9 protein-coding genes are annotated in these 12,951 nt (G+C 58.9%); 8 read left to right on the top strand and 1 reads right to left on the bottom strand.

Annotated features, from left to right (window positions below):
• Positions 1–180: 180 nt before the first annotated feature.
• The 4 genes from SCU88_RS20140 (at position 181) to SCU88_RS20125 (ending at position 5,454) form a co-directional block, all read left to right on the top strand.
• A complete protein-coding gene (locus SCU88_RS20140; protein WP_138093126.1) occupies positions 181–1,569 on the top strand; it encodes an MFS transporter in 1,389 nt (462 codons plus the stop codon).
• Complete coding sequence (locus tag SCU88_RS20135) at positions 1,538–2,878, top strand: enolase C-terminal domain-like protein (RefSeq protein ID WP_175340962.1); 1,341 nt, start codon at positions 1,538–1,540, stop codon at positions 2,876–2,878. Before SCU88_RS20140 ends, SCU88_RS20135 begins: the two co-directional genes overlap by 32 nt.
• A 21-nt stretch (positions 2,879–2,899) precedes the next feature.
• Complete coding sequence (gene gudD / locus SCU88_RS20130; protein WP_138093122.1) at positions 2,900–4,240, top strand: glucarate dehydratase; 1,341 nt, start codon at positions 2,900–2,902, stop codon at positions 4,238–4,240.
• 71 nt (positions 4,241–4,311) lie between these two features.
• Positions 4,312–5,454, top strand: coding sequence for a glycerate kinase (locus SCU88_RS20125; protein WP_175340961.1), 1,143 nt, complete (start codon positions 4,312–4,314; stop codon positions 5,452–5,454).
• Between the two features lie 35 nt (positions 5,455–5,489).
• Here SCU88_RS20125 and barA read toward each other — a convergent pair whose 3' ends face one another.
• Complete coding sequence (barA, locus tag SCU88_RS20120) at positions 5,490–8,240, bottom strand: two-component sensor histidine kinase BarA (protein ID WP_175340960.1); 2,751 nt, start codon at positions 8,238–8,240, stop codon at positions 5,490–5,492.
• 55 nt (positions 8,241–8,295) lie between these two features.
• Between barA and rlmD the strand changes: the two genes are divergently transcribed.
• The 4 genes from rlmD (at position 8,296) to SCU88_RS20100 (ending at position 12,942) form a co-directional block, all read left to right on the top strand.
• Positions 8,296–9,588 (top strand): 23S rRNA (uracil(1939)-C(5))-methyltransferase RlmD, encoded by a 1,293-nt coding sequence (gene rlmD, locus SCU88_RS20115; RefSeq protein ID WP_175340959.1) that lies wholly within the window; start codon positions 8,296–8,298, stop codon positions 9,586–9,588.
• 62 nt (positions 9,589–9,650) lie between these two features.
• Positions 9,651–11,888, top strand: a complete 2,238-nt coding sequence (gene relA, locus SCU88_RS20110; RefSeq protein ID WP_175340958.1) for a GTP diphosphokinase — start codon at positions 9,651–9,653, stop codon at positions 11,886–11,888.
• A 103-nt stretch (positions 11,889–11,991) separates the two neighbouring features.
• Positions 11,992–12,783, top strand: a complete 792-nt coding sequence (mazG, locus tag SCU88_RS20105; RefSeq protein WP_175340957.1) for a nucleoside triphosphate pyrophosphohydrolase — start codon at positions 11,992–11,994, stop codon at positions 12,781–12,783.
• A gap of 27 nt (positions 12,784–12,810) precedes the next feature.
• Positions 12,811–12,942, top strand: a complete 132-nt coding sequence (locus SCU88_RS20100; RefSeq protein ID WP_431810049.1) for a hypothetical protein — start codon at positions 12,811–12,813, stop codon at positions 12,940–12,942.
• The last annotated feature ends 9 nt before the right edge of the window (positions 12,943–12,951 follow it).

Genomic DNA, 12,951 nt, shown 5'->3' with positions numbered 1-12,951 from the left:
GACTGCATCTGCTCAAAAATAAGCGCCGAACCACAGGGAAAAGCCCCGGCGCCACAACTAATAAATCATTCTGATTACCCTACAGGTTGTGCTGTTCAGAATGAAAAGTAGCTCAACGTCAGGCCGCGCCCTTTAACTCTGCACGGGCGCTGCTGGCGGCTATTATTCAGGAGTACAACAATGAGTACATATCAAACGGCGGAGAGCGTCGCTGGAAAGCGCACTAATGCTCGCTACTGGATAGTGGTGATGTTGTTTATCGTCACTTCGTTTAATTACGGGGATCGCGCTACGCTGTCGATTGCCGGTTCGGAAATGGCCCGCGATATTGGGTTGGATCCGGTGGGCATGGGGTATATCTTTTCCGCCTTCTCCTGGGCATACGTGATCGGCCAGATTCCTGGCGGCTGGCTGCTGGATCGCTTTGGATCCAAGCGCGTTTACTTTTGGTCCATCTTTATCTGGTCGTTGTTTACCCTGCTGCAGGGATTCGTCGATATCTTTAACGGCTTCGGGATCGTGATGGCGCTGTTTATGCTGCGTTTCCTGGTCGGGTTGGCGGAAGCCCCCTCGTTCCCGGGCAACAGCCGTATTGTCGCAGCCTGGTTTCCGGCTCAGGAGCGTGGCACTGCGGTGGCGGTGTTTAACTCGGCCCAGTATTTTGCCACGGTGATTTTCGCGCCGATTATGGGCTGGCTGACCCATGCGGTGGGCTGGAATCACGTCTTTTTCTTTATGGGCGGCTTAGGGATCATCATCAGCTTTGTCTGGCTGAAGGTTATCTATAACCCAACAGAACACCCAAAAGTTAACAAGCAGGAACTGGCCTACATCGAAGAAGGCGGCGCGCTGGTCAATATGGACCAGGCGGGCAGTAAAACGAAGACCAGCATGCGTGAAAAGATGGGCCAGATAGGCCAGCTGTTCACCTCGCGGATGATGGTAGGGGTTTATCTCGGCCAGTACTGTATTAACGCCATGACCTACTTCTTTATCACCTGGTTCCCGGTTTATCTGGTACAGGCGCGTGGAATGTCGATTCTGCAGGCGGGTTTTATCGCCTCGGTACCGGCGGTGTGCGGCTTTATCGGCGGGGTGCTTGGCGGGGTGATCTCCGACTGGCTGATGCGCCGTACCGGGTCGCTCAATATTGCGCGTAAAACGCCTATTGTCTGCGGGATGCTGCTTTCTACCTCGATGGTGCTGTGTAACTACGTGCAGGCGGAGTGGATGGTCGTGGGATTTATGGCCGCGGCCTTCTTCGGCAAGGGGATCGGCGCTCTGGGTTGGGCGGTGATGGCCGATACCGCGCCCAAAGAGATTAGCGGCCTGAGCGGCGGCCTGTTCAACATGTGCGGTAACCTTTCCGGCATCGTAACGCCTATCGCTATCGGCTACATCGTGGGCGCTACGGGTTCGTTTAACGGCGCGCTGGTTTATGTAGGCATCCACGCCCTGGTCGCGGTGTTCAGCTTCCTGTTTATCGTCGGCGATATCAAACGTATTGAACTGAAACCGAAAAACACAGGGGGAGCCCATGAGCATAGCGTCAAGCCCGATTATCAATGAGATGCGGGTAATCCCGGTGGCGGGACACGACAGCATGCTGCTGAACATCGGCGGCGCCCACGCGCCGTTTTTTACCCGCAATATCGTGGTACTGACCGACAGCGCGGGTCAGGTGGGGCTGGGCGAAGCGCCGGGGGGCGAAACCATTCGCCGTACCCTGGAGCAGGCGATTCCGATGGTGGTGGGCCAGCCAGTGGCGCGAATGAACCGGTTGGTGCAACAGGTCCACCAGGGTAACCAGTCCGCTGACTTCGATGCCTTTGGTCAGGGCGCCTGGACCTTCGAACTGCGGGTCAATGCGGTAGCGGCCCTGGAAGCGGCGCTGCTGGACCTGCTCGGTAAGGCCCTGAACGTGCCGGTTTGTGAACTGCTGGGACCGGGGCGTCAGCGTGATGAAGTGACGGTGCTGGGCTATCTGTTCTACATTGGCGATCGTCAGAAAACGCCGCTGCCCTACCAGGAAGGGATCCGCAACGGCCATTCCTGGTATCATTTGCGTCATCAGGAAGCGTTAAATGCCCGGGCTATTGTTGAACTGGCGGAAGCGGCGCAGGATCGCTACGGCTTTAAGGATTTCAAACTGAAGGGCGGAGTGCTGCCCGGCGAACAGGAGCTGGAGTCGGCTCAGGCACTTAAGCGCCGCTTTCCCGACGCGCGGATTACGGTCGATCCTAACGGCGCCTGGTACCTGGATGAAGCCATCGAGCTGTGTCGCGATATGAAGGATGTGCTGACCTATGCCGAAGATCCCTGCGGCGCCGAACAGGGTTACTCCGGGCGCGAAGTGATGGCGGAATTCCGCCGGGCGACCGGTTTGCCGGTCGCCACCAATATGATCGCCACCAACTGGCGGGAGATGGGCCACTCCATCATGCTTAACGCGGTGGATATCCCGCTGGCCGATCCGCATTTCTGGACCCTGAGCGGCGCGGTGCGGGTGGCGCAGATGTGCGATGAGTGGGGGCTCACCTGGGGCTGCCACTCCAACAACCATTTTGATATCTCGCTGGCGATGTTTACCCACGTAGGGGCGGCGGCGCCGGGCGAGCCTACCGCCATCGACACCCACTGGATTTGGCAGGAGGGTGAAGCGCGTCTGACCCGGGAGCCGCTGGAGATTCGCGGTGGAAAGATTGCAGTACCGCAGGGGCCGGGGCTGGGTATTGAACCAGACTGGCAGCGAATTGAGCAGGCGCATCAGCTCTACTGTTCGCTGCCCGACGGCGCGCGTAATGACGCAGGGGCGATGCAGCACCTGGTGCCTGGCTGGAAATTTGACCGTAAGCGTCCCGCTTTCGGTCGCGGATAATCTGAAGAAGGAAAACTAACAATGACGATACATCATTCCACGCCGGTCGTGACGGAGATGCGGGTGATTCCGGTTGCCGGGCATGACAGCATGTTGATGAACCTGAGTGGCGCTCATGGACCGTTTTTTACCCGCAACATTGTCATTATTAAAGATAATTCCGGACATACCGGAGTAGGGGAAATCCCCGGCGGAGAGAAGATCCGCAAGACCCTGGAGGATGCCGCCGCGCTGGTGCAGGGGAAGACCCTGGGCGAATATCGCAACGTACTGAACGCGGTGCGCCGCACCTTTGCCGATCGCGATGCCGGTGGCCGCGGTCTGCAAACCTTCGATCTCCGCACCACCATTCACGTGGTGACCGGTATTGAAGCCGCCATGCTCGATCTTCTGGGCCAGCACCTGGGCGTGAATGTGGCCACCCTGCTGGGGGACGGTCAGCAGCGCGATGAGGTCGAAATGCTGGGTTATCTATTCTACGTCGGGGACCGCAAACGTACAGATCTGCCCTATCAGAGCCAGACCGATGAGCGCTGCGACTGGTATCGCCTGCGTCATGAAGAGGCGATGACCCCGGAAGCAGTGGTGCGTCTGGCCGAAGCCGCTTATGAGAAGTACGGCTTTAACGACTTTAAACTAAAGGGCGGCGTGCTGGCGGGCAGCGAAGAGGCGGAAGCCGTGACCGCGCTGCATGCCCGATTCCCTAAGGCGCGGGTGACCCTCGATCCCAATGGTGCCTGGTCGCTGGATGAGTCTATTCGTCTTGGCAAGCAGCTGCGCGGCGTGTTGGCCTATGCCGAAGATCCCTGTGGTGCCGAGCAGGGCTACTCCGGGCGTGAAGTCATGGCGGAATTCCGCCGGGCGACCGGTCTGCCCACCGCCACCAATATGATCGCCACAGACTGGCGTCAGATGGGCCATACTTTATCACTCCAGTCGGTGGATATTCCGCTGGCGGATCCCCATTTCTGGACCATGCAGGGATCGGTACGAGTCGCTCAGATGTGCCATGAATTTGGTCTGACCTGGGGCTCGCACTCCAATAACCACTTCGATATTTCGCTGGCGATGTTCACCCATGTGGCCGCTGCGGCGCCCGGTGATATTACCGCTATCGACACCCACTGGATCTGGCAGGAAGGCAATCAGCGCCTGACGCGCCAGCCGCTTGAAATTAAAGGTGGTAAGGTGCAGGTGCCTCAGACGCCGGGGCTGGGGGTGGAGCTGGATATGGACCAGGTGATGCGGGCCCATGAGCTTTATCAGAAACAAGGGCTGGGGGCGCGCGACGATGCGGCGGCTATGCAGTATCTGATCCCCGACTGGCGCTTTGATAATAAACGCCCCTGCATGGTGCGTTAAGCCGGAGTTGCCCGGGCTGCGATGGCTCGGGCGCCGGACCCCGGGTGGGATATGGAGCATAAGGAGCGCCGATGAAGATTGTTATCGCGCCAGACTCCTGGAAAGAGAGTCTGAGCGCGCTGGAAGTGGCTGACTGTATTGAGCAGGGCTTTCGGGAAATATTCCCTGAAGCGCATTATGTCCGGTTACCGGTGGCGGATGGCGGCGAAGGAACCGTTGAGGCGATGATTGCGGCCACCGGCGGTCGCCGGGTCGCGCTTGAGGTAACCGGGCCGCTGGGCGACAGGGTCGCAGCCTTCTACGGCCTTTCCGGCGACGGGCGCTGCGCCTTTATCGAAATGGCGGCGGCCAGCGGTCTGGAGCTGTTGCCTTTGGCGCAGCGCAATCCGTTAATCACCACCTCCTGGGGCACCGGCGAACTGATTTGCCACGCGCTGGAGGCCGGTGTACAGCAAATTATTATCGGCATTGGTGGCAGCGCCACCAATGACGGTGGGGCCGGTATGCTACAGGCGCTGGGCGTCAGCCTGCGCGATGCGCAGGGGCGGGAGCTGGAGCGCGGCGGCGCGGCGTTGGCTCAACTAAGCGCCATCGATATCAGCGGCCTGCGGCCGGGACTGGCGCATTGTCATATCGACGTGGCCTGCGATGTCACCAATCCCCTGATCGGCGAGCAGGGGGCATCGGCGGTGTTTGGTCCCCAGAAGGGCGCCACGCCGGAGATGGTGGCTCAGCTTGATGCTGCGCTGGAAAACTTTGCCCGGGTGGTGCGTCAGGCGCTGGGCACGGAGATTCAAAACCTGCCCGGCGGCGGTGCGGCCGGTGGGATGGGGGCGGCGTTGCACGCTTTCTGCGGCGCCAGGCTACGTCCCGGGGTGGAAATTGTCACCGGTGCGTTGAAGCTGGAGCAGCAGGTGCGCGATGCCGATCTGGTGATTACCGGAGAAGGGCGCATCGACAGCCAGTCGATTCAGGGCAAGGTGCCCTATGGCGTGGCGCAGGTCGCCCGCCGCCACAATAAACCGACCATCGCCATTGCCGGAAGCCTGGCCCCGGATGTGAGCGTGGTGCATCAACACGGTATTGATGCGGTATTCAGCGTGATTAACCGCATCTGTTCGCTGGAAGAAGCGCTGGATAACGCCGCAGAGAACCTGCGTGCCACGGCGCGCAATGTGGCTGCCGTGCTGGCGTTAGGGCGGCGGCTGGGGTGACTCTCCCTCTCCCTGCGGGGAGAGGGGAATAGGGCCTACTTCAACCGCTGACAGGCCTCTTTGGTCACATTATCCATCTCATCCAGCAGTTCCAGCAGTTCGGGTTCCAGCTGTTCCGGCGGCGTACCGCTGCGTAACTGCTGTTCCAGCAGAAAGCAGAGATTTTTCAGACGCGGTACGCCGCTGTAGCTACAGCTACCGTGCAGTTTATGGATGATGTCGATCAGGCTGCCAGGCTCTTCCCCCGCCAACTGGGCCTCCACGGTATTGCGCACCTCTGGCAGGAACGATAACAGCATGCCCAGCATTTCACGCGCCAAATCCGTCTTATTAGCGGCCTGACGCAGCGCCAGTGACCAGTCCAGAGTTGCATTGGGATCGCTTTGGGGAACCTCATCGTGCTGCGGCGTTTGAGGCAGTCGGGTGCCGGGCTGGTAGCGCTGTAGCAGAGCGCACAGCTTCTCTTCATCGATGGGCTTCGCCAGGTAATCATTCATACCGGCGCTCAGCAGCTTCTCTTTCTGCCCCGCCATGGCGTGGGCGGTGACGGCAATCACCGGCGTTTTATTGTGCTGAGGGATCTGGCGAATCAGCTCGCAGGCGCGGATACCGTCCATTTCCGGCATCTGGATATCCATCAGCACCAGATCGAAGCCCATCAGACGCGCCTGTTCAATGGCAGCGGTACCGCTTTCACACAGCACCACATGGCGCACCCGGTCTTCCAGCAGGGCGCCGATAAGCTTAAGGTTGGCCGGATTATCGTCCACGGCCATCACCGTCATTGGCAGTCGTACATCGTTGCGGGCGACGGTAGCGGACGGAATCAAATCGCTGTGATGCTCCAGCAGCAGCGGCATCAGCCGGGTCTGGGTGATGGGTTTAATCATACAGGCCGAAGCGCCGCCCTGTTTTAGCTGTTCGGCATTAACCAGCGCGTGACAGGGCAGGGCGAGGATCAGGCAGGGCGACATCCGGGCGGCGCTGGCAAGCCACGAATCTTCCATCGAAAGTGGCGTACGATCGGTGACCGGAACGCCAATCAGCATAAAGTCATACTGCTGTTCCGTCAGCTCTTCGAGCGAGGTGCCCCAGGTCACCTGCAGCGGCGTACTGGCCAGCATATCCAGAGTCCCCTGGGCGGCGGCGGTATTGGGCTCAATATAGGCGAGGTGTTTGCCTGCCAGTACGCTGAGCGTGCTGTTATCCGGTATCGCATTGGGATTAAGATCCAGGTTGATATGGAACCAGAAGGTCGAGCCGCGTCCCGGCTGGCTGTGGAAAGAAATATCACCGCCCATTTCGCGCACCAGCTTCTGGGTAATGGCCAGCCCCAGTCCGGTACCGCCATGGCGCCGGGAGATACTGGCATCCGCCTGACGGAAGGCCTGGAACAGTCGGGACTGATCCTTTTCCGGAATACCGATACCGGTATCGCGGATCTGTACTTCGATCTGCAGCTTGTTATTCCCTATGGCGCGCTGTTCCACCACCAGATCGATATTGCCGCTTTCGGTGAACTTAATGGCGTTACCCACCAGATTAGTCAGAATCTGCTGCAGGCGCAGCGGGTCGCCAATCACGTTATCAGGGACGTTATTCTCAATATCCAACGTGAGCTCCAGCCCCTTATCGTGGGCGGAATGCGCCAGCAGCGTCACGGTTTCATCCAGCGCGCTACGTAACAGGAAGGGGATACTTTCAAGAATCAGCTTACCGGCTTCCAGTTTAGAAAAGTCGAGCACGTCATTAATAATGTTCAGCAGGTTATTAGCCGAACGTTCAATCGTATTCAGATGATCGCGCTGGGTGCCGGTCAGGTCGGTTTTCAGCGTCAGGCGGGTAAAGCCGATAACGCCGTTAAGCGGGGTGCGCAGCTCGTGGGACATATTGGCCAGGAACTCTGACTTAATACGGGCAGCTTCCTGGGCGCGCTTCTTCGCCAGATCCAGTTCGACGTTCTGAATTTCCATCTGCTCCAGGGTTTCCCGCAGATCGGAGGTGGCCTGATCGACGTTATGCTGCATCTCTTCATGGTAGGCGGTGAGCGACATCGCCATCGCATTGATACCGTTTTTCAGCATATCCAGTTCGCCCAGCATAAAGCCTTCTACCCGGCTGTCGAGCTGGCCGCGGCGGATGCGGTCAACGGTGTTCACCATATTACGGATGGGGCCGGTGACGTCGCGCATCAGTCGCCAGGCGAAGATCATGGCGATGCCCATACAGAGCAATACCAGCAGGGTTGATGTTAGAATTTCCTTATATTGCTGTAGCCGTACCGAACGCAGGTCCAGCTCCAGCGCTACATAGCCCAGGGTATTATTGGCCGGTTTGGCTTCGGTAATCTCCGACTCGTCTGGCGAATAGCGTTCGGAAATAATGGGCGTGCGCAGAATAATATCGTCGCCGTGTCGGGTGACCGTCAGCCGTCTGGGCTGGGGAGCACCTTCCGGTAACCTCAGCAGCGAGTGGTCGAGCTGATAATTAGAGGTGACGAACAGCCGGTTATTTTCATCGTAGACCGAAATACCGCGCACGATATCGGAATGGCGGCGATGCAGTACGCTAACCAACTGACGGATGGACTCCCGGTTGTGGAAGCTCATGCCATATTCGCTGGAAACCGCAAGGGGTTCGATAATACTGGCGCCGGCACCTTCCAGCTGGCGCTGCAGATCGTTATAGCGGTGAACCACGAAAAAGATACTGAGCAGCAGCCCGATAAGCACGGTAGGCGCCAGAATCAGTATCATCATACGTGCCCGCAGGCTGTAGTTGGTCATGAGGTTCCGATATGGGACAATTAAGAAAAATAGTAACAGGTAATACACACTCGTAATGGCGCAATTCTACTCTGCAAAGCGACGCGTGACGACGCGTAAGATCATAACCGTGGATGTTAACGATCTGGATTCTTTCGGCCAGGGCGTGGCCCGTCACCAGGGGAAGACGCTGTTTATCAGCGGCGCCCTGCCGGGAGAGCGCGTAGAGGCCGAGCTCCGTGAGGAGAAGCGCAATTATAGCCACGGCCTGGTTAAACGGCGAATGAACTCGAGCCCCGACCGGGCGGCGCCGCGCTGCCCGCATTTCGGCACCTGTGGCGGCTGCCAGCAGCAGCATGCCAGCATCGCACTACAGCAGCGCAGTAAGGCCAGCGCCCTGGGGCGCATGATGAAGCGCGACGTCGATGAAATTATCAGCGGGGAACCCTGGGGCTACCGTCGCCGGGCGCGTCTTAGCCTGAAATACACGGCGAAGGGGCTACAGATGGGCTTTCGCCAGGCCGCTTCGGACAAACTGGTGGATATCCGGCACTGCCCCGTTCTGGTGCCCCAACTTGAGGCGCTGCTCGAACCGCTGCGCGCCTGCTTGTCCGCACTGCAGGGGGCGAACAAGCTGGGCCATGCCGAACTGGTACTGGCGGATAGCGGGCCTCTGTTAGTGTTACGCCATCTGGCGCCGTTCAGTGCAACCGACAGAAAAAATCTGGAATGCTTTTCGCATTCAGAAAATCTTGCGCTGTTTCTGGCAGGTCAGAATGATATCCTGGAACAGCTGTGCGGTGAGGCTCCCTGGTATCAGTCGGACGGTCTACGCTTAATGTTCAGTCCACGCGACTTTATCCAGGTAAACGACGGCGTAAACCAGCAGATGGTGGCGCGAGCCATCGAATGGCTCACACTTTCCGGCAACGATCGGGCGCTCGATCTGTTTTGCGGTATGGGCAACTTTACCCTGCCAATGGCGCGGCGGGCCGGTCAGGTTGTGGGTGTGGAAGGTGTACCGGCGCTGGTGGAAAAGGGCCGGGAGAACGCGGCTTATAATCGTTTAAACAACGTAACATTCTGGCATGAAAACCTGGAGCAGGATGTTACCCGGCAGCCCTGGGCTGCCGACGGCGTGGATAAAATTCTGCTCGATCCGGCGCGGGCGGGCGCGGCTGGCGTTATTGCGCAGATCGGGCGCCTGGCCCCCGAGCGGGTGGTCTATGTTTCCTGTAACCCCAGCACCCTGATGCGCGACAGCGCGGCGCTGTGCGAGACCGGTTACCGTCTCACCAGGCTGGCGATGCTGGATATGTTTCCCCATACGGGGCACCTGGAGTCAATGGCGCTATTTGAACGACGTTAAGCGTCTGCGTTATGCAAGGCCGCGTAATAGCGGCAGCCCTTCGGGCGCAAAAGGAGAGGATAATGGTTGCGGTAAGAAGTGCACATCTCAATAAAGCTGGCGAGTTCGCCCCGGATCAATGGGTAGCGAGTCTGGGAATCAGCCCGCAGTCTTGTGAGCACCTGGCCGAAACCTGGCATTATTGTGAACAGCAGACCCAGGGGCACCCTCAGGCGGAGCTGCTGCTGTGGCGCGGCGTGGAGATGGTCGAGATCCTCTCGATGCTGAGCATGGATATCGACACCCTGCGAGCGGCGCTGCTGTTCCCGCTGGCCGACAGCGGGGCGGTCACGGAAGAGGTTCTGCTGGAGAGCATGGGCCAGCAGGTGGTGCATCTGATTCACGGCGTACGTGATATGGACGCCATTCGCCAGCTTAAGGCCACCCACACCGACGACGCTATTTCGTCCGAACAGGTGGATAACGTGCGCCGTATGCTGCTGGCGATGGTGGATGACTTCCGCTGCGTGGTTATCAAACTGGCGGAGCGTATCGCCCACCTGCGGGAAGTGAAGGATGCGCCGGAAGATGAACGGGTGCTGGCGGCCAAAGAGTGCACCAACATCTATGCGCCGTTGGCCAACCGGCTGGGCATCGGCCAGCTTAAATGGGAGCTGGAGGATTACTGTTTCCGCTATCTGCACCCGGCGGAGTACAAAAGCATCGCGAAGCTGCTGCACGAGCGGCGCATCGACCGCGAACGCTATATCAATGAGTTCGTGGCCCGACTGCGGGAAACGATCAAGCAGGAGGGGGTTAAGGCCGAGGTATACGGTCGCCCCAAACATATCTACAGCATCTGGCGTAAGATGCAGAAAAAGCGGCTCTCCTTCGACGAACTGTTCGACGTGCGGGCGGTGCGTATTGTGGCCGACCGTCTGCAGGACTGCTATGCCGCGCTGGGCATCGTCCACACCCTGTGGCGCCACCTGCCGGACGAGTTTGACGACTATGTCGCCAACCCGAAACCGAACGGCTATCAGTCGATTCATACCGTGGTGCTGGGGCCGGAAGGCAAAACGGTGGAGATCCAGATCCGCACCAAACAGATGCATGAAGAGTCGGAGCTGGGGGTGGCGGCCCACTGGAAATATAAAGAGGGCGCCGCCAGCGCCGGGCGCTCCGGCCATGAGGATCGCATTGCGTGGCTGCGTAAGCTGATCGCCTGGCAGGAAGAGATGTCCGATTCCGGCGAAATGCTGGATGAGGTGCGCAGCCAGGTCTTTGACGATCGGGTCTACGTTTTTACCCCGAAAGGCGATGTGGTGGATCTGCCCGCAGGCTCTACGCCGCTCGATTTCGCCTATCACATTCACAGCGATGTGGGGCACCGCTGCATTGGTGCCAAAATTGGCGGGCGTATCGTTCCCTTTACCTACCAGCTACAGATGGGCGATCAGGTTGAGATTATCACCCAGAAGCAGCCTAACCCGAGCCGCGACTGGCTGAACCCGAACCTGGGCTACGTCACGACCAGCCGTGGTCGTTCCAAAATCCACGCCTGGTTCCGTAAGCAGGATCGCGACAAGAATATCCTGGCCGGACGTCAGATACTGGATGACGAACTGACCCATCTGGGCATTGGGCTGCGCGAGGCGGAAAAACTACTGCTGCCGCGCTACAACTTTAACGAGCTCGACGAACTGCTGGCGGCCATCGGCGGCGGCGACATTCGGCTTAACCAGATGGTGAACTTTCTGCAGGCGCAGTTTAATCAGCCGAGCGCCGAGGAGCAGGACGCCGAAGCTCTGCGTCAGCTGCAGCAGAAGAGTTATGCGCCTCAGGGCCAGAACCGGCGTCGGGATGACGGTCGGGTAGTGGTGGAAGGGGTCGGCAATCTGATGCACCACATTGCCCGCTGCTGCCAGCCGATTCCGGGTGATGAGATCGTCGGCTTTATTACCCAGGGGCGCGGTATTTCTATCCACCGCGCTGACTGCGACCAGTTGACCGAGCTGCGCGCCCACGCGCCGGAGCGTATCGTCGATGCGGTCTGGGGCGAAAGCTACTCTGCGGGCTATTCGCTGGTGGTTCGGGTCACCGCCAACGATCGCAGCGGGCTACTGCGCGATATCACCACCATTCTGGCTAACGAGAAGGTGAACGTGCTGGGAGTGACCAGCCGCAGCGATACCAAACAGCAGCTGGCGACCATCGATATGAATATCGAAATCTATAACCTGCAGGTGTTAGGACGGGTACTGGCCCGGCTTAACCAGCTACCGGACGTCATCGACGCCCGACGCCTGCACGGCGGATAACATAAGATCTCCCCTCTCCTGGGGAAGGGGCTCCGTAATCTTTTCCCCTCTCCCTTTGGGAGAGGGCCGGGGTGAGGGGATATATTTCTTACAAGGACACCCGATGACGCAAATCGACCGACTACTCAACATTATGCAGCGCCTGCGCGACCCGGAAACCGGCTGCCCGTGGGACAAAGTCCAGACCTTCTCGACCATTGCCCCCTACACCCTGGAGGAGACTTACGAGGTACTGGATGCCATCCAGCGCGAGGATTTTGATTCCCTGCGCGGTGAACTGGGGGACCTGCTGTTTCAGGTGGTGTTCTATGCCCGAATGGCCAGTGAGCAGGGGCTCTTCGACTTTGAGGATATCTGCGCCGCCATCAGCGACAAACTGGAGCGCCGTCACCCCCATATCTTTGGCGACAAAGCGCTGAACGATAGCGCAGCCATCGCCCACAACTGGGAGCAGACCAAGCGAGAAGAGCGGGCGCTGAAGGCGCAGCATTCGGCGCTGGACGATGTGCCGGAAACCCTGCCAGCGCTGATGCGCGCCCATAAAATTCAGAAGCGGGTCGCCGCCGTGGGCTTTGACTGGGAAACCCTGGGCCCGGTGGTCGATAAGGTGCATGAAGAGCTGGACGAAGTGATGCACGAGGCGCAGCAGGCGGTGGTGGATCAGGCTAAGCTGGAAGAGGAGATCGGCGATCTGCTGTTCGCGACGGTGAATCTTTCCCGCCATCTTGGCGCCAAAGCGGAGATGGCGCTGGCCCAGGCTAATCGCAAATTTGAACGCCGCTTCCGCCAGGTGGAGCAGATAATTGCGGCGCAGGGGCTGGAGATGAACGAAGCGACGCTTACCCAAATGGAAGCGGCCTGGCAGCAAGTTAAACGTCAGGAATATGATATTTAACGACTTTTTTCGCCAGGAGCCCGCCTGGTGAAAATTTTAATTAACAAGCTATTGATTTGCATCAAAAACATTTCCTGCCCGGTCGCTATTTTCTATGCCCTGCGGCGGCCAGATGAATGGCTGGAGCCTGGAGAAGGAATGTTTGTGGGACCCATATGAATCGGGTAT

This window comes from Jejuibacter sp. L23, assembly GCF_050815825.1.
Classification (GTDB): domain Bacteria; phylum Pseudomonadota; class Gammaproteobacteria; order Enterobacterales; family Enterobacteriaceae; genus Jejubacter; species Jejubacter calystegiae.
The sequence above is the reverse complement of the archived record's forward strand: the minus strand, read 5'-3'. Positions and strand labels throughout refer to the sequence as shown.

What these genes read in the sequence shown, in the direction of transcription:
- gudD (WP_138093122.1), top strand. Translation starts at nt 2,900, where the DNA reads ATGACGATACATCATTCCACGCCGGTCGTGACGGAGATGCGGGTGATT.
- mazG (WP_175340957.1), top strand. Translation starts at nt 11,992, where the DNA reads ATGACGCAAATCGACCGACTACTCAACATTATGCAGCGCCTGCGCGAC.
- SCU88_RS20125 (WP_175340961.1), top strand. Translation starts at nt 4,312, where the DNA reads ATGAAGATTGTTATCGCGCCAGACTCCTGGAAAGAGAGTCTGAGCGCG.
- SCU88_RS20140 (WP_138093126.1), top strand. Translation starts at nt 181, where the DNA reads ATGAGTACATATCAAACGGCGGAGAGCGTCGCTGGAAAGCGCACTAAT.
- barA (WP_175340960.1), bottom strand. Translation starts at nt 8,240, where the DNA reads ATGACCAACTACAGCCTGCGGGCACGTATGATGATACTGATTCTGGCG.
- relA (WP_175340958.1), top strand. Translation starts at nt 9,651, where the DNA reads ATGGTTGCGGTAAGAAGTGCACATCTCAATAAAGCTGGCGAGTTCGCC.
- SCU88_RS20135 (WP_175340962.1), top strand. Translation starts at nt 1,538, where the DNA reads ATGAGCATAGCGTCAAGCCCGATTATCAATGAGATGCGGGTAATCCCG.
- rlmD (WP_175340959.1), top strand. Translation starts at nt 8,296, where the DNA reads ATGGCGCAATTCTACTCTGCAAAGCGACGCGTGACGACGCGTAAGATC.